This window comes from Bradyrhizobium guangdongense, from assembly GCF_004114975.1.
Taxonomy (GTDB): domain Bacteria; phylum Pseudomonadota; class Alphaproteobacteria; order Rhizobiales; family Xanthobacteraceae; genus Bradyrhizobium; species Bradyrhizobium guangdongense.
This window is the reverse complement of the sequence record NZ_CP030051.1, coordinates 1,633,307-1,648,717: the sequence shown is the minus strand read 5'-3', so window position 1 is coordinate 1,648,717 and position 15,411 is coordinate 1,633,307. Positions and strand designations below refer to the sequence as shown.

General features: G+C 65.3%; 17 protein-coding genes. 9 read left to right on the top strand and 8 right to left on the bottom strand.

The window, feature by feature from the left end; genetic code table 11:
- The first annotated feature begins 20 nt into the window (after positions 1 to 20).
- Together X265_RS07900 and X265_RS07895 are read left to right on the top strand one after the other, a co-directional pair.
- On the top strand, positions 21 to 1,136 hold the full coding sequence (locus tag X265_RS07900) for an ATP-dependent DNA helicase (protein ID WP_128964296.1): 1,116 nt from the start codon (positions 21 to 23) through the stop codon (positions 1,134 to 1,136).
- Positions 1,137 to 1,214: 78 nt separating this feature from the next.
- Complete coding sequence (locus tag X265_RS07895; RefSeq protein WP_244659247.1) at positions 1,215 to 2,582, top strand: twin-arginine translocation signal domain-containing protein; 1,368 nt, start codon at positions 1,215 to 1,217, stop codon at positions 2,580 to 2,582.
- Between the two features lie 15 nt (positions 2,583 to 2,597).
- Here X265_RS07895 and X265_RS07890 read toward each other — a convergent pair whose 3' ends face one another.
- On the bottom strand, positions 2,598 to 4,283 hold the full coding sequence (locus X265_RS07890) for a caspase family protein (RefSeq protein ID WP_128964295.1): 1,686 nt from the start codon (positions 4,281 to 4,283) through the stop codon (positions 2,598 to 2,600).
- 243 nt (positions 4,284 to 4,526) lie between these two features.
- Between X265_RS07890 and msrA the strand changes: the two genes are divergently transcribed.
- The 4 genes from msrA to X265_RS07870 all read left to right on the top strand — a co-directional run bounded on the left by msrA (position 4,527) and on the right by X265_RS07870 (position 6,456).
- Positions 4,527 to 5,228 carry a peptide-methionine (S)-S-oxide reductase MsrA gene (gene msrA / locus X265_RS07885; protein WP_128964294.1) on the top strand — a complete coding sequence of 234 codons (702 nt, stop codon included), beginning with the start codon at positions 4,527 to 4,529 and terminating at the stop codon, positions 5,226 to 5,228.
- A 31-nt stretch (positions 5,229 to 5,259) separates the two neighbouring features.
- Positions 5,260 to 5,679, top strand: coding sequence for a peptide-methionine (R)-S-oxide reductase MsrB (msrB, locus tag X265_RS07880; RefSeq protein ID WP_128964293.1), 420 nt, complete (start codon positions 5,260 to 5,262; stop codon positions 5,677 to 5,679).
- Positions 5,680 to 5,786: 107 nt separating this feature from the next.
- A complete protein-coding gene (locus tag X265_RS07875; RefSeq protein WP_164938465.1) occupies positions 5,787 to 5,951 on the top strand; it encodes a DUF3309 family protein in 165 nt (54 codons plus the stop codon).
- A 211-nt stretch (positions 5,952 to 6,162) separates the two neighbouring features.
- Complete coding sequence (locus X265_RS07870; protein ID WP_128964291.1) at positions 6,163 to 6,456, top strand: hypothetical protein; 294 nt, start codon at positions 6,163 to 6,165, stop codon at positions 6,454 to 6,456.
- Positions 6,457 to 6,596: 140 nt separating this feature from the next.
- Here X265_RS07870 and X265_RS07865 read toward each other — a convergent pair whose 3' ends face one another.
- Positions 6,597 to 7,142 (bottom strand): DUF4112 domain-containing protein, encoded by a 546-nt coding sequence (locus X265_RS07865; protein WP_128964290.1) that lies wholly within the window; start codon positions 7,140 to 7,142, stop codon positions 6,597 to 6,599.
- A gap of 59 nt (positions 7,143 to 7,201) precedes the next feature.
- Positions 7,202 to 7,627, bottom strand: coding sequence for a DUF5413 family protein (locus tag X265_RS07860; protein WP_128964289.1), 426 nt, complete (start codon positions 7,625 to 7,627; stop codon positions 7,202 to 7,204).
- Positions 7,628 to 7,783: 156 nt separating this feature from the next.
- Here X265_RS07860 and X265_RS07855 point away from each other — a divergent pair, with 156 nt between their 5' ends.
- The 3 genes from X265_RS07855 to X265_RS07845 all read left to right on the top strand — a co-directional run bounded on the left by X265_RS07855 (position 7,784) and on the right by X265_RS07845 (position 8,844).
- Positions 7,784 to 8,026, top strand: coding sequence for a hypothetical protein (locus X265_RS07855; RefSeq protein WP_128964288.1), 243 nt, complete (start codon positions 7,784 to 7,786; stop codon positions 8,024 to 8,026).
- Between the two features lie 35 nt (positions 8,027 to 8,061).
- Positions 8,062 to 8,292 (top strand): hypothetical protein, encoded by a 231-nt coding sequence (locus X265_RS07850; RefSeq protein WP_128964287.1) that lies wholly within the window; start codon positions 8,062 to 8,064, stop codon positions 8,290 to 8,292.
- Positions 8,293 to 8,547: 255 nt separating this feature from the next.
- Positions 8,548 to 8,844: a hypothetical protein gene (locus X265_RS07845; protein ID WP_244659248.1), complete on the top strand. Its 297-nt coding sequence runs from the start codon at positions 8,548 to 8,550 to the stop codon at positions 8,842 to 8,844.
- Positions 8,845 to 8,968: 124 nt separating this feature from the next.
- Here X265_RS07845 and X265_RS07840 read toward each other — a convergent pair whose 3' ends face one another.
- The 5 genes from X265_RS07840 to X265_RS07820 form a co-directional block, all read right to left on the bottom strand.
- On the bottom strand, positions 8,969 to 10,552 hold the full coding sequence (locus X265_RS07840; RefSeq protein ID WP_128964286.1) for a hypothetical protein: 1,584 nt from the start codon (positions 10,550 to 10,552) through the stop codon (positions 8,969 to 8,971).
- A gap of 37 nt (positions 10,553 to 10,589) precedes the next feature.
- Positions 10,590 to 11,882 (bottom strand): adenylosuccinate synthase, encoded by a 1,293-nt coding sequence (locus X265_RS07835; protein WP_128964285.1) that lies wholly within the window; start codon positions 11,880 to 11,882, stop codon positions 10,590 to 10,592.
- A 199-nt stretch (positions 11,883 to 12,081) separates the two neighbouring features.
- Complete coding sequence (locus tag X265_RS07830; protein ID WP_128964284.1) at positions 12,082 to 12,765, bottom strand: ABC transporter ATP-binding protein; 684 nt, start codon at positions 12,763 to 12,765, stop codon at positions 12,082 to 12,084.
- Positions 12,758 to 13,984 (bottom strand): ABC transporter permease, encoded by a 1,227-nt coding sequence (locus X265_RS07825; protein ID WP_128964283.1) that lies wholly within the window; start codon positions 13,982 to 13,984, stop codon positions 12,758 to 12,760. Before X265_RS07825 ends, X265_RS07830 begins: the two co-directional genes overlap by 8 nt.
- Complete coding sequence (locus tag X265_RS07820) at positions 13,981 to 15,249, bottom strand: efflux RND transporter periplasmic adaptor subunit (RefSeq protein WP_128964282.1); 1,269 nt, start codon at positions 15,247 to 15,249, stop codon at positions 13,981 to 13,983. The genes X265_RS07825 and X265_RS07820 overlap by 4 nt, the downstream gene beginning before the upstream one ends.
- Between the last annotated feature and the right edge of the window lie 162 nt (positions 15,250 to 15,411).

The window sequence follows — 15,411 nt, the reverse complement described above, 5'->3', positions numbered from 1 at the left end:
CGTCCCTCCTCAAGACAGACATGGCCACTTTCACCCCGCATCAGGATGCCGCTCTCAAGGCCGTTGGCGACTGGCTCAAGGCCAAGCCCGGCAGGGGCGGCACGCCGCCGATTTTCCGCCTGTTCGGCTTTGCCGGCACCGGCAAGACCACGCTGGCGCGGCATATCGCCGAGGGCGTCGACGGCGAGGTGAAGTTCGCCGCCTTCACCGGCAAGGCGGCCCTGGTCATGCGCAACAAGGGCTGCGACGAGGCCTCGACCATCCACTCGCTGATCTACCGCGCCCGCGAATCCGGCGAAGAGCAGCCGAGCTTCGAATTGTGGGACGATGCGCCGGCCTCGAAGGCGAAGCTGATCGTGATCGACGAATGCTCGATGGTCGACGCCGAGCTCGGCCGCGACCTGATGTCGTTCGAGTGCCCGCTGCTGGTGCTCGGCGACCCCGCGCAGCTGCCGCCGATCCAGGGCGGCGGTTTCTTTACCAACACCGAACCGGACGCGATGCTGACCGAGGTGCACCGCCAGGCCCAGGACGATCCGATCGTGCGGATGTCGATGGACGTCCGCGAGGGCCGCGAGCTCGACATCGGCCGCTACGGCGAGAGCGAAGTGGTGTCGCGCAAGGAGCTCGATCCCGATCGCGTCATGGGCGCCGACCAGGTGCTGGTCGGTCGCAACAACACCCGCCGCGCGTACAACATGCGGGTGCGCCAGCGTCAGAACATCGAGGACACGTTTCCGGTCGCGGGCGACAAGCTGGTCTGCCTGCGCAACAACCGCAAGAAGGGCCTGTTCAACGGCGGCCTGTGGCGCGTGAAGTCGCGCAACACATCGCGCTCGAAATCGCGCATCCTCTCGATGCGGTTGTCGCCGGACGAGGATTTCGGCCACAAGGTCACGAAGGTCTCGGTGCGCGCCGATTGCTTCGAGGGCGGGGTCGAGCAGATCGCCTGGGAGCAGCGCAAGCCCTATGACGAGTTCGACTACGGCTACGTGCTGACCGTGCACAAGTCGCAAGGCTCGCAATGGGACGACGTCGTGCTGTTCGACGAGAGCTTTGCGTTTCAGGACTCGCGGCAGCGGTGGTTGTATACCGGAATCACACGGGCGGCGAAAAGGTTGAGTATTGTGGTGTGATGCAGAGCGCCGCGCGATGCGTTCACGAGGCGCTAGGCTTTGACTGATATCACCATGCAATCGGCATGGGGCATGCGCATGAACACCGGAAGACCCGGCTACCTCAACACGTTGGATCCAGCCCGCGCGAGCCGTCGCGACGTTCTGAAAATGACCGGCGTCGCGGCTGGGACACTCGCGGCCTCGCTCGCCGCGCCTGCTATCGCACTGTCCGCTCCGCTTCGCACAGCACGTTCGGAGAAATCGGTGCGGGTCTCGAGGGAACGCCTCAATGCGCTCGCGGCGAAATTCTATGCCGTGTTCAACGAACACGACATTCTGCCCAAGGACTTCTCAGACAAGCATGCCGCACGTTACGACGTCGAGCTGCGCCGGATCGTCACCTTCACGCGCATACCGGAGACCGGCGAGCGGGTGAAGGTGAGCGCGCTGGTCGCCGTCCCCGTTGGCGTCCGCGGCGCATTGCCGGTCGTATCCTGGCAGCATGGCACGATCCTGTCGTTCGACCAGGTTCCGTCGAACCTGCTGCGCCTCGGCGATGAGAACTATCAGCTCCGCGACAACATCGACTCGCTGGAGACGCTGTTCAACGTCCAGCGCTTCGCCGGCAACGGCTATGCCGTCATCGCCGCCGACTACGTCGGCAAGGGCCCCTATCGCGACGGTCGCGGCGAGGCCTATGCGGTGAAGGGTGCCACGGTGCAATGCTGCGTCGACGTGCTCAGTGCCGGGTTGCGCGAGCTGCGGACGGCCGGCCTCCGCCCAGCGGCGCTGTTTCTGAACGGCTGGTCGCAAGGCGCGCTGAACACGCAATGGCTGAAGCAGGAGATGCAGCGCCGCGGCATGAAGGTGACGGCGACCGCCGTGCAGAGCCCGTTCAACAATCTGGCCGAGAGCTTCCATTACTGGGTGGACCCGGCCTCTTATATTCCGGCCAAGGAAACATCCTATCCGATGCCGCCGGCATGGATCACGCCCTGCCTGATCGTGCTACTCGGAAGCTATCGTCAGTATTACGGCTTGAGCGATCTGTTCAAGACTGCGATCAAGCCGCAATATCAGGCGTTCGCTGAAAAATACTGGGCCGACTACAGCCTGGCGGGCGAGACCGCGAGCAGCGTTCCGCCGGCGGGAGATTTCCTGGTGGATGGGCTGTTCGAGCGCTTCACAAAGGATACAAACAGCGGGCTGCTGCGCCGGCTCGGCAATAACGGCGCGACCTTCTGGGACTACGATTCCCCGATCCGCTTCTATTACGGTCTGGCGGACGAGGCGCTGCATCCGCGGCTGGTCAAGCCGGCGGTCGCCGCCGGCGGGCATTTCGCGGATGGCGTTCCGGTCGGCGGCGCCAGCCACCGCGTCACGTTCCTGGCGAGCCTCTATGGGGACGGCACGACGCTAAACGGACAATCCACCGCGTTCGACTGGTTTAATTCGCTGCGATGAGCCGCTCCGGCGGCCTCACTTCCCCGCCATGAAATAGAAGTCCTCGCGTCCCGGCGGCGATCCGTAGGTGAACGGCTGCTGCTCATGTCTGGTGGCGGCCCAGACGTCGTCGCGGACGATGTCGAACAGCTTCCGGATCTCGACGCGCGGCTCCTTGATGTCGCGGGCGAGCGCGGTGGCGAAGGGGCTGTCGGCGCTGCCCTCGCCGTCGATCGCGGTCTCGCCGTGCTTGGCGGCATAGACCACCATGAAGCCGGCGCCCGGCTCGATGTTGGAAAAGCCCTTGTCGACCAGCTTCAGCGACAACGTGCGCTGCATGGTCGGCGCGAACGGATTGTCGCGGCAGGCATCCAACATCACGAGACGCACTTTTCGCGCAGCGCCCACCGCGGCGATCACCTGCTCGAGGACAACCGCCTGGGTCTCGGCGTCCCGGTCGACCGCGAGCTTGGCGTCGACGGGAACGAGGTAATTCACCCCACCGATCTCGAAGCCGTGGCCGGCGTAATAGACCACGGCCCAGTCCGCCTTCTCCGCCTCGGCGGCGAAGGTCTGCAACGTTTCGAAGAACTTGTCCCGGGTCAGGTCGCTGACTGAAATCACGGTCTGGAAGCCGACCTCCTTCAACACGCTCGCGATCAGCTTCGAATCGCGCGGCGGATTGGGCAGGGCGTGGACGTTCTTGTAGGCGCCATTGCCGATCACCAGCGCCACGCGGCGCGCGGCAGCCGCCGCGGGAGCCTGCGGCGTCAGCGCGGCGAGCCGCTCCTGCGCGATGGCTCTGGCGCGCGCGACATCGAGCTCGTCGAACTTGGTGAGCGAATAGGCCGCGGAGCGATAATCGGCGCGCGCCTGGGCGAGCTCTTTCCTGCGCTCGTAGATCTGGCCGCGGCCGGAATGCGCGCGGACATTGTTCGGGTTGAGATGCAGCGCGATGTTGTAGTCCTTCAGCGCAGCGTCGAAATCGCCCTTCATCATGCTGACGTCGGCGCGATTGTTGATCGCGTAGATGTTCTTGGGCTGCTTCTCGATCAGCCCGTTGCAGTCGGCAAAGGCCTGGTCGAACTTGCCCATCAGGCCGTAGGTGATGCAGCGATTGGCGGCGATCTGCTGCGCGGCCGGATCGATCTTCTCCGCCTCCGCGAAATCGGAGATCGCGCCGTCGTAGTCCTTCATCAACGTGCGCACGCGGGCGCGATTGGTCCAGCCGAGCAGGAATTTGGGCGTGTACTTGATCGACAGGTTGAAATCGTCGAGCGCGCTCTGCAGCGCAGCCCGGCGCAGCTGTATGGTCCCGCGATTGTTGTAGGCGTATCCGAAGTTCGACCGCTTCTGAATGGCGAGGTTGTAGCCGGCCATCGCGAGATCGTCCTCGCCCTTGTGCTCATGGGCGATGCCGCGCACGTTGATGGCGCCGACATTGTCCGGATCGAGCTCGATGGCGGACGTCAGCACCTCGATCGCGTGGTCATCATCGCGCTTGCTGATCAGCGCTTGGGCGCGAATGACGAGCGCGAGCGATTTGTCCCGGCCGGTGACGCGGTTCGCGTTGAGCAGATTTTCGCACGCGGTCGTCCGCGCCTGGGTCTCGGCCTGGCGGTCGCGGCAGGTGGCGAGATCGTCGCCGGCTTGCGGTTCGGCCGCGGCCATCGCGACGCCCGAGAGGAATATGACCGAGATCAGGGCGACGACGCGCAGCATGTTGTCCGATCAGCTCCAGCCATCACATTTTAAGTCGATCAGCGATCGCGCCGGTTCATCTACCCCGGAGTTCCCACTCCGCCAAGCCGGGCCGGTGGATGCAGGTTCTTCACGGAGACGTGTCTCTCCGTCCGTAACAATCGCCCTGAAGGTCCGTATCTCCGGTGTCTGAAATCGCCGGGCAGGCTGTTCGCCCGCCCTCAACCGCCCTAGACTGCCAGGCCTTTCGAAAGAGGACCCGCCATGCGCCGTTCCGTCCTGTCCCTGCTCGCCGCCACCGCCGCCTTGTCGCTGGGCTTTGCCGCACCGACCCGGGCCGCGGAAGACGCCGTCGTGATCCCCGCTCCTGCCATGGATGCGGCCCCCGCAAGCGGCATCCAGACCGCGGTGGTCGCCGGCGGATGTTTCTGGGGCGTGCAGGGCGTGTTCCAGCACACGGCCGGAATCGTCAACGCCGTCTCCGGCTATGCCGGCGGCACCAAGGCGACCGCCGATTACCCGACCGTCTCGACCGGCCGCACCGGTCACGCCGAGTCGGTCGAGATCAAGTTCGACCCGCAGAAGATCTCCTACGGCAAGATCCTCCAGATCTACTTCTCGGTGGCGCACGATCCGACCCAGCTCAACCGCCAGGGACCGGACACTGGCACGCAATATCGCTCGGCGATCTTCACCACCTCCGACGAGCAGAAGAAGATCGCGGAGGCCTATATCGCCCAGCTCGACGCCGCCAAGGTGTTCAGCAGGCCGATCGTGACCAAGGTGGGCACGCTGGAGGCGTTCTACCCGGCCGAGGCCTACCACCAGGACTATCTGACGCTGCACCCGAACCAGCCCTACATCGCCTACAACGACATCCCGAAGATCGAGAACCTGAAAAAGCTGTTCGCGGATAACTACATCGAGAAGCCGACGCTGGTGAGCGCCAGCAAGGCCACCAACTGATCGCAAAATCACTGGAAACAGCGGGAGACCCATGCCCGACACCAAAACGAAAACCACCGAAGACAAGGTCATCAAGAGCGACGAGCAGTGGCGCCGCGAATTGACGCCGATGCAGTACGCCGTGCTGCGTGAGAAGGCGACCGAGCGTCCCTTCTCCGGCGAATATGAGCACGACCATCGCGCCGGCACCTATGTCTGCGCCGGCTGCGGCAATGTGCTGTTCGAGTCCGTTGCCAAGTTCGACTCCGGCTGCGGCTGGCCGAGCTTCACCGCGCCCGCCGCCGAGAGCCATATCGACGAGGAGCGCGACACGAGCCACGGCATGATCCGCACCGAGGTGCTCTGCTCCAAATGCAGCGGCCATCTCGGCCATGTCTTCCCCGACGGACCGGGGCCTACCGGACTGCGCTACTGCATCAATTCGGCGGCGCTGAAGCTCGAGCCGAAATAAGGTTGCAGACCGCCGGGTTCCGTCATGGCACCCGGCGGTCCGATGTGCTTTTCTTGTCTGGCGATGCGGCCGTTGAGCGCGATCCGGCGACCGTCAGGGAGGATGCCATGACACTTGGGACCATCCTGATCATCCTGGTGATCATCTATCTGCTGGGCGGCATGTCCGGCCGGTTCGGCGGCTATGGCTACGGCATGGGCCATTCCGGGATGGGGATCGGCGGGGTCGTTCTGGTGGTGCTGATCGTCCTGCTGCTTGTCGGCAAGCTTTAATCCGGTAATTCTTTGAAATGACTTGATTTATTGCCGCTGCGGGGCTGCCATGCATGGATTCATCATCTTCCATCGCAGGGGTCGCATTTCTGTCAAATCGGCCTATATTAGGGGGCGAAAATGACGTGCGGCGGGCTCGCTTGATTGCGGCCCCTGCCCTCCCAAACCCCACGCGCTTAAAGCCCCAGAGAAGATCACGAGGTCTTTGACCATGCGTCCACTGCGTCCGTTCAACTTCAACACTTCCGCCGAGCTCTTCCCCGCCGCCATCCGCAAGAAGAAACGTGCGGGCTTCACCTATCGCCGGTTCGGCACCGCGGCCGAGGCTGTGCAATTCGCGATGGAGCAGTTGCCGACGGATTCGCTGAACGGCGCCTATCTGCAGGTCGAGGAAGCCCGCTTCGACCAGAACGGCATCCGCTCCCTCTATGAGAGCGAAGCCTTCCCGCTGCCCCGCCGTCCCAAGCCGGCCCCGGCCGCCGAGGCCGACGCCGACGCGGCGTAAGTTTTTTCGCAAGCCTCCGATGTGCGCAGGAAGCGCGACGGCCGAAAGGTTGTCGCGCTTTTTGCGTTTGGCGGCGCTCTTCTCTCTCCCCTCGGCAATGACCACGTAGAGAAATCCGGCGCATTCTCGACCAATTGCCACTACATCCGCGGCTGCTTGTCGAGCCAGCGGCGCAACAGGCGGACGTTGCGCATGTTGGCGCGGAACATGACGTCGAAGGCATCGCCGGCGAACGGCACCATGCCGACCACGCCGTCGACCGCGACGTTGCCGAGCATCCGCGCGGTGATGTACCAGGGCGCGCCGAGCGCGCGGGCCTCGCGCACCAGCCACAGCGAGATCGCGGTGGTGATGAGGTCGCCGATCACGGGGATCAGGCCGATCAGCCCGTCGATGCCGTAGCGGATATTGGTGCCCGGCAGGATGAAGGCGACGTCGAGCAGTCTGGCGATCGCCTCGAAGCGCGCGATGCGCTGCTCGCGCGTCAGATTGCCGAACGGATTTCCGTTTCCGAATCCTTGCCCGAACTCGAAGCGAAACTCGCGAAAGCCCTGCTCCAGCGTCTCGGGGCGGATCTCATGCCCCTCCTGGTCGATGATCGGTCCGCGCGCGGAAAAATCTCCGGGCGAATGCGGCCCGGAGCGGGACTTGCGGGGTGCGAGAATGTCGTCGTCTGGCATGGTCATGGCCATCGGGAAACGCGCGAGCGCGGCGGAAGGTTGCTGCGCCGCGTCCGAGGTCGCGCTCAGCCCGCCGCCGCTGCCGGCTGCCGCTCCTCGACATAGTGATGCACGAGCCAGGATGAAATCACCGTCGGCACGAAGCCGACCAGGCCGTACAGGATGAACTGCACCGCGCCCGAATCCGACCCGCGCGAGCCGTAGGTGAAGGCGGCGAGGATGAAGGCGAACAGGCCCACCAGCAGCATCCGCAAGCCCGGCCGGATCCGCCGGACATGGGTCAGGATGTCGTCGACCGCACCGATCATCAGCGACGGCAGGAAGCCGAACAGATAGCTGTATTGCAGGGTCTTGAAGAATACGACGAACAGCTTGCCGACCTCTCCGAGGCTGGTCTGGGTCCAGTAGCCCGACTGGTAGGTGGTGGTCAGCAGCAACAGGAAGCCGCCCACGAAGGGACCAACGAGCGCAAACACCAGATAGCGTTTCATCAAGGACTCCTCATAGCCGAGGGCTGTTATAGCAGCGCGGCGGGAACCTTGGATAGCGGTTCGGGCCTCCCGGGGAACAAGTGGCAAAGCGACGAGTTCTGACAGGACCTGAAATTGACCTGACCTGAAATTGACCTGGCAGATTTGGAGCGGCCGATGTCACGTAAACTGTTCTTGGCGACGATCACCCTCCTGTCCCTTGGCGGACTGTCCAGTGCCCCCGCTCTCGCGCAAGGTCATATGGGCACGTCGCAGGAGCAGAACGCCTGCTCGCGCGATGCCTCGCGGTTGTGCCGCAAGGACCTCGGCAACGACGGGGCGGTCCAGAACTGCCTGCAGGCCAACCGCGCCAAGCTGTCGCGGTCCTGCAGCAAGGTTTTTCAGAGCCACGGCATGTGAGGAGCCGGCGATCCCGGCGAATGGAGGACGAAGCGATGTTGCGGGATGAACAGCTCTCGATCCTCAAGGACATCAGCCAGTCCATCGCATTCGCCGACGATCGTCACGGCAAGATCGGCGAGCTGATCGCCGACGGCTACGTGATGAAGGACGGCGATTTGTTCGAGCTCACGGCGAAAGGCATCACCGCGGTCGAGGAACACGCTGCTGCGCTTGCGGCTGACGACATGGAACAGGCCGGCGCATCGTCCGATCGACTGATCTGAGCGCGTGCCCAATCCTTTTGCGTGACGGTCGCGCAACAGCTGCGAATTCCTTCGCGTCTCCCATTGAAGCTTCGCGGCTTTGGCGCATACTCGAATCGGGCGGCGCAGCACTTTTCGATTCGAACATCAGAAATCGAGCGACCACACCCGGGATCGAGCTCCCGGCGTGAAGGCTGTGACATGCGGCAGATCAAGTCGCGTGCGGCGCCCCAAAACCAAGTGGTTCAATCCACGGAACTCGGGGACGCATTGTTCATGACACGCTACCGGACCATCGCTTCGCTGCTCAAGACCACCGCTTCGCTGCTGGCCTTCACCGCTACCGCTTTCACGCTGCAGACCTCACCCGGTCTCGCCTTCTCGCCCGAAGCACAGCAGATGTGCTCCGGCGATGCGATGCGGCTGTGCTCCAACGAAATCCCCGACATCCCGCGCATCACCGCCTGCATGGTCCGGAACAAGTCGCAGGTCAGCCCCGGCTGCCGCGCCGTGATGGACCGCGAGCACGCCGCCGCCACGGCCTCGCGCAAGCGGGAAGCGGCGGCGCAGTAGCCCATCGTCCAGGCGTCATTCCGGGGCGCGCGAAGCGCGAGCCCGGAATCCATCAGGCTGCACGTAACGATGAAAAATGGATTCCGGGCTCGACGCTACGCGTCGCCCCGGAATGACAGATCGCCTAATCGCCCCACTGCGCGAAGGCGTCGTTGAAAGCGCGCTCGCCGGGGGCGCCCTTCTCGATGGCGATGATGGCACGGCGCTGGTTGGCGTAGACCAGCGGCACGTCGAACCACGAGCGCTCCTTCAGGAGCTGGACGTTGCGGCTGCGGTCGGCATCGACGTTGGAGAGGCCGACCAGGAAGAAGCCGTCGGTGACCTTGACTGCGAGGCCGGCGAGCGGCGTGCCGCGGGCCTGCTCGTTCGACTTCATCAGGATGCCCGGCACGTTGGAGACGCTGCCGCCCGGAAAGTCCGGCGGAAGGACGAAGGTCAGCTCGGCCGTATGGCTCGCCGGTAGCGACGAGTCGGTGTTGCGGCGGAACGACATCGTCATCTTGAACTTGCGATCGGGAATCTCGATGTCGGCGCGCACCGCGACGTCGGCCTTCTGGTTGCCGGACGCCTTGATCGGCTCGAGCCGCCACACCACCGAGCCGACATATTGCTTGCCCTTCGGATCGGACGGATCCTCGTCATAGAGCACGACCTTCTGCGCCACCGGCGCGACCGGCTGGTCGCTTGCCGAGGGCTGGCCGACGCGATCCGGAATCTTGGGCTTGCTCTGCGGCTGCGAGGTGTCCTTCGGCGCCTCCACCACCTGGGTGGGCGCGGGCTTGAGCAGATTGGTCGCGGTCTGGACCAGCTGTTTGCCCCAGAGCAGGCCGGCACCGACCAGGATCAGCACGATGCCGATCGCGATCGCGCTCTTGAACGGGAACATGGAGCCGGTGCGCGCGCGCTTCTTGACGTCGCGATTGGGCGCGATGCGCGGCCGCGGCGACGGCGGCTGCGGCGTGTAGCGCTCGGCCTCCTCGATCGACTCGTCATAGGAATAGGGCGCATCGCCTTCGGCAACGCGGTTTTCCAGGCTCGGCTCGAGCCGGTCGAATTCCGGCGAGGGCGAGGGCACGTTGGCGTAGGTGCGACGCGCGGCGCGATTGGCCTGCGCGGCAGCGCCGCCGAGATCGTTGGCATCGGCGGTGATGTCGCGGAAGCCGCGCACGCCCGGCGCCGGCGGCATGGGTGGCGGCGGTCCGCCCTCCGGCGAGCGGCGTGGAGCGGAGCGATCACGCGCGGCCGGCGGCTCCGGCGGGCGCGGCGCATCGAAACGCGGAGCGCGCGGCGGACGCGGGGCATCGCCCTGATCGTCACCACCGAGCGGCGGGCGATCGTTGCGCGGCGGCGGCGGCGCGGCGGGACGAGCCCGCGGCGCGGCCGGCGGAGCGGATGGATTGTTGTCGGCCGCCCGGGTGCTCGCCTTTCGGAACGCATCCCCGCTGCTGCTGGCCCCCCTGGCACCGCCACCGGGGCGCGAGGCCTCGCGGGCGCGCTGGGCGGCTTCCGATTCGACCTTGCGGACGGCCTCTTCCAGCGACAGCCGCTCGCGGGTGATCTCGGATTCGGAGAGCGGCGGCTGCACGCTGCGCAGCTGCGCGATCAGGGCCGTGCGCGCCCGTTCATAGAGCGCGCGCCGGCTTTCGCCGGGAGCATTGGGGTCCAGGGCGGCAATAGCGCGGGCGATCAGCGGATAGTAATCAGCCATTTCTACTCAACTATACCCGCGTCCTGGTAAGAGATCGTTAAGCCTCAAACGGGTTTTGCACCAGGATAGTATCCTCGCGTTCGGGGCTGGTGGAAAGCAGCGCGACCGGGCACCCCACCAATTCCTCGATCCGCCGGACATATTTGATCGCCTGGGCCGGCAGGTCGGCCCAGGACCGCGCATTGGCGGTCGGCTCTTTCCAGCCCTCGATGGTCTCGTAAATGGCCTCGACCCTGGCCTGGGCGCCCTCGCCGGCCGGGAAATGGTCGATCTCCTTGCCGTCGAGCCTGTAGCCGGTGCAGACCTCGATCGTGTCGAAGCCGTCGAGGATGTCGAGCTTGGTCAGCGCCAGCCCGTTGATGCCGCAGGTCCGGACCGCCTGGCGGACCAGCACGGCGTCGAACCAGCCGCAGCGGCGCGGACGGCCGGTGTTGGTGCCGAACTCGCGGCCGCGCTCGCCGATCTTGCGGCCGGTCTCGTTGTCCTGCTCGGTCGGGAACGGGCCCTGGCCGACCCGGGTCGTATAGGCCTTGCAGAGACCCAGCACATAGCCGACAGCGCCCGGACCGAGGCCGGCGCCGGTCGCGGCCTGCGCCGCCACCGTGTTGGACGAGGTGACGTAAGGATAGGTGCCGTGGTCGACGTCGAGCAGCGCGCCCTGCGCGCCCTCGAACAGCATGCGCTTGCCGGCACGCCGCTCGATGTCGAGCAGGCGCCACACCGTCTCGGCGTAAGGCAGCAGCTGCGGCGCCAGCGCGCTCAGCTCCTTCAAGATCTCCTTGCCGTCGAATTCCGGCAGATTGAGACCGCGACGCAGCGCGTTGTGGTGGGCCAGGAGCCGGTCGATCTTGTGGGGCAGCGTGCTCAGGTCGGCGAGATCCATCAGGCGGATGGCGCGGCGGCCGACCTTGTCCTCATAGGCCGGTCCGATGCCGCGGCGCGTGGTCCCGATCGCGGTCGCCGCGTTGGAGGATTCGCGCAAGGCGTCGAGCTCGCGATGCAGCGGCAGGATCAGGGTGACGTTCTCGGCGACACGCAGATTTTCCGGGGAGACCGCAACGCCCTGCGCACGCAGCTTGGTGACCTCGTCGAGGAAGGCGGCGGGATCGAACACCACGCCGTTGCCGATCACCGACAGCTTGCCCTCGCGCAGCACGCCGGAGGGCAGCAGAGCCAGCTTGTAGGTCTTGCCGTTGATGACCAGCGTATGGCCGGCGTTATGGCCGCCCTGGAAGCGGACGACGATGTCCGCCTGCTCCGACAACCAGTCGACGATCTTGCCCTTTCCTTCGTCGCCCCACTGGGCGCCGACGACGACAACATTGGCCATTCGCGGGGATTCCCTTCGAAGATTTTAGATGCGCCCAGCCAATCCACAGCCCAAGGCCGCTCGCACGCGAGGCAGCCAACCGGATAAAGGATGCAGCCCCTCTAGGCAAGCAAGAACGGGGCTTTTTTCGGGCCCAATACGCGATCCAAGCCCTTGATATCCCCTAAAAATCCGTCCTGCGGGGCCGGCGTCTACGACGTTAGGCGCGGATGCGGCCGTCGATCACTTCGATGATGCGGTCACAGCGCTGCGCCAGGTCCATATTGTGGGTGACGAGCAGGAAGCTCGTTCCGCTGTCGCGATTGACCTGGCGCATCAGCTCGAACACGGCATCGGCCGATCTGGTGTCGAGATTGCCGGTCGGCTCGTCCGCCAGCACGAGGTCCGGCCCCATCGCGAGCGCGCGCGCCACCGCCACCCGCTGCTGCTGGCCGCCCGACATGTTGTTGGCGAGATTGCCGGCGAATTTCTCGAGGCCCACCTGCGCCAGCAAGCGGTCGGCCCGCGCCTCGATCTCCGCGCTCGCAAAGCCGCGATCGACCAGCATCGGCATCATGACGTTCTCACGGGCCGTGAAAGCCGAGATCAGGAGGTGATACTGGAACACGAAGCCGATGGTATGGCCGCGCAGGCGGGTGATTTCGGCGTCGCCCAGCGAAGCGGTGTCGTGGCCCTTGATCGACAGCCGGCCGGAGGTCGGACGATCGAGCAGGCCCACGATGTTGAGCAGCGTGCTCTTGCCGGAGCCCGATGGACCGATCAAGGCGAGAAACTCGCCATGGTCGAGCTCGAGATCGACGTCGTGCAGCACTTCGGTCTCGGTCGGCAAGCCGACATTATATGCCTTGCACACCCGTTCGAGCTTCAGGATCGCATCAGCCACGGATCGCCACCACTGGATCGAGTTTGGCCGCCCGGATCGCCGGCGCCATCGCGGCCAGGATGCCGGTGCCGGTGGCAAGCAGTGCCGTATAGATGAACAGGGATCGCTCCAGGATCAGCGGAAACAATTCGGTGCCGTCGGCCTGGCGGGCCACCGAATGCCAATAGACCAGTGCAAATGCGCCCATGGCTGCGCCGACCAGCGAGCCGACGAAGCCGAGCAGGCCGCCCTGGACCAGAAAGACGCGCAGTATCTGAGCTCGCGACGTTCCCATCGCACGCAGGATGCCGATGTCCTTGGAGCGCTGGATCACCGAGACGATCAGCACCGCCGCGATGCCGAACGCCACGGAGAGTCCGACGAACAGGCGGATCAGGGTGTTGGTGTTCTGCTGGGCCTGCACCGCCGTGAAGAACTGCGCATTGGTCCTGATCCAGCTGTCGGCCTCGACGACGTTGGCGGCCTGGATGCGCTGGGCGATCTCCTCGGCCGCATAGATATCGGTAACCGTGATGTCGATCGTGGTGATGCCGCCGATCATGCCGAGCAGCGACTGCGCGGTGCGGAGCGCGGCGTAGCAGACGCGCTGGTTGACGCTCTTGTTGCCGAGATCGACGATGCCCGAGATCGTGAGCACGCGCGTTGCGCCGGACGCGGCGCGAATGTTGAGCTTGTCGCCGACGGTGGCTCCGAGATCCTTCGCAAGCTCGGTGCCGATGATGATGTCTTCGCTGGTGAGGCGAGGTTCGCCGGCGACGATGTAGTCCGGCACCTTCACGATCTTGAAGTAGGAGTCCGGCTCGACACCCGACAGGTTCACCGAGCGGCTGGCATCGCCGCGCACCGCGAGCACCGAGCCCAGGATCGTCGGCGATACCGTGACGACCTCGGGCATCGCCTGCATCTGCGTCCTGATCTTCGGCCATTGATCGATCGAGATCACCCGCTGGCTCGGACGCTGCACCACCGCGTCCTCGATCTCGCCTTTGGCATTGCGCAGCGGGCGCGCGATCTGATCCGGCGAGAGCAACTGGATCTGCGGCTGCGAGGTCAAGACGCGCTTGATGAAATTCGCCTGGAGCCCGGCGAGCATCGCCGACATGAAGACGATGACGCCGACGCCGATCGAGATGCCGCCGATGATGAAGATGGTCTGCAGCCGGCCTTCGCGCAGGAAGCGCACGGCCATCGCCCATTCGATCGGCAGCCAGCGGTTCATTGCAGCACGGGCCGCACGCGCTGTCCGGTCAGGACGCCGGAACTCTGCGGGATCGCGACGTCTCCGGCGGCAAGTCCATCGATGATCTCGACCTGGCTGTTGCCGTGCAGCCCGATCTTCACCGGCCGCTGACTGGCGCGACCATCCTTGATACCGAGCACCCAGGCGTTTCCCGACAGGACGTCGTGCACCGAACGCAGCGGCAGGATCAGCGCATTGTCGCGTGCGGCGACCTCGACATCGACCGAGACGGTCATGTCCTGGCGCAGATAATCCGGCGGATCGGCGACGGTCAGCTTGACCTCGACGGAGGCGCGCGAAATATCGATGCCGGGATTGATATAGGTGATCGTGGCCGGGAAACGCCGGTCCGGATAGGCGTCGGCAGACGCAAGCGCCTTCTGCCCGAGCGAGATCTTGCCGAGATTGCGCTCGTCGATCTGCAACACGAGCTGCACGTCGCCGGTTGGCGCCAGCACCAGCAAGGTCTTGCCGGGCTGCACCACCGTGCCGCGCTCGACACTGCGCGAGATCAGGACGCCGTCGCGGGGGGCCACGATCGTCGCATAGCCGAGCCGCGACTCCGCGGTGTCGAGATTGGCGCGCGCCTGGTTGGCCTGGGTCTGCGCCATCACGTAGTCGCTGCCGCCGGGGCTCGCCGTATAGACCTGGAATTGTGCCGAACGCGTCGCGGCGCGCGCGACGTCGAGAGTCTTCTGGGCATCGTCGAGCGCGGCCCGCGTCGCGTAGCCGTTGTGTTCGAGCTGGGCGGTGCGGTCGTAGGTCTGCTGGGCGTTGAGCAGTGTCGCCTGCGCCTGGGTCAGTGCCTCCTTGGCAGATGGCAGGGTGAGCTCCTCGAGCTGCTTGATGCGGGCTTCCGCCTGCGCCACCGCGCCCTGCGCCTGCACCATGGTCGCCCTCAGCTCGCGGGACTCCAGCGCGATCAGAGGCTGGCCCTTGGTGACCTTTTCGCCTTGCTGGACCAGCACGTCCTCTACCGTGCCGGTGATCTGGCTGCCAATCTCGACACGATATGGCGTTTCGACATGGCCACTGGCCACGACCGTCTCGACGAGGCGACCGAGCTTGACCTGGTCCACCACGATAGCGGGCCCGAGCAGCACCCGCGCGCCCTGCCAGGCGCCGAGGCCGAGCAGCGCCGTCACCGCAAGGATGAACCATTTGTGACTGAGAAATCCCGACCACAACGCGGAGACGGAAAACCATCGCCTGTGCTGTGTCAGGACGATAGCTTGTTCGGCCATGACATCGTCCCGCAACGCGCGCCGCGCCGGCCGCTGAATCCGGATCTTGGCCCAAAGGGGTCGGCGCAACTCGACTGATTGGCCGCGACGCTACCGTGCCGTCGAAAATCGAGATTGTTCTAGGTCAAGAGGTTACGCCGAATTTAGATGCATCTGCCGCCA

Coding starts and splice junctions, on each gene's coding strand:
- X265_RS07900 (WP_128964296.1), top strand. CDS start 21: ATGGCCACTTTCACCCCGCATCAGGATGCCGCTCTCAAGGCCGTTGGC.
- X265_RS07895 (WP_244659247.1), top strand. CDS start 1,215: ATGAACACCGGAAGACCCGGCTACCTCAACACGTTGGATCCAGCCCGC.
- X265_RS07890 (WP_128964295.1), bottom strand. CDS start 4,283: ATGCTGCGCGTCGTCGCCCTGATCTCGGTCATATTCCTCTCGGGCGTC.
- msrA (WP_128964294.1), top strand. CDS start 4,527: ATGCGCCGTTCCGTCCTGTCCCTGCTCGCCGCCACCGCCGCCTTGTCG.
- msrB (WP_128964293.1), top strand. CDS start 5,260: ATGCCCGACACCAAAACGAAAACCACCGAAGACAAGGTCATCAAGAGC.
- X265_RS07875 (WP_164938465.1), top strand. CDS start 5,787: ATGACACTTGGGACCATCCTGATCATCCTGGTGATCATCTATCTGCTG.
- X265_RS07870 (WP_128964291.1), top strand. CDS start 6,163: ATGCGTCCACTGCGTCCGTTCAACTTCAACACTTCCGCCGAGCTCTTC.
- X265_RS07865 (WP_128964290.1), bottom strand. CDS start 7,142: ATGACCATGCCAGACGACGACATTCTCGCACCCCGCAAGTCCCGCTCC.
- X265_RS07860 (WP_128964289.1), bottom strand. CDS start 7,627: ATGAAACGCTATCTGGTGTTTGCGCTCGTTGGTCCCTTCGTGGGCGGC.
- X265_RS07855 (WP_128964288.1), top strand. CDS start 7,784: ATGTCACGTAAACTGTTCTTGGCGACGATCACCCTCCTGTCCCTTGGC.
- X265_RS07850 (WP_128964287.1), top strand. CDS start 8,062: ATGTTGCGGGATGAACAGCTCTCGATCCTCAAGGACATCAGCCAGTCC.
- X265_RS07845 (WP_244659248.1), top strand. CDS start 8,548: ATGACACGCTACCGGACCATCGCTTCGCTGCTCAAGACCACCGCTTCG.
- X265_RS07840 (WP_128964286.1), bottom strand. CDS start 10,552: ATGGCTGATTACTATCCGCTGATCGCCCGCGCTATTGCCGCCCTGGAC.
- X265_RS07835 (WP_128964285.1), bottom strand. CDS start 11,882: ATGGCCAATGTTGTCGTCGTCGGCGCCCAGTGGGGCGACGAAGGAAAG.
- X265_RS07825 (WP_128964283.1), bottom strand. CDS start 13,984: ATGAACCGCTGGCTGCCGATCGAATGGGCGATGGCCGTGCGCTTCCTG.
- X265_RS07820 (WP_128964282.1), bottom strand. CDS start 15,249: ATGGCCGAACAAGCTATCGTCCTGACACAGCACAGGCGATGGTTTTCC.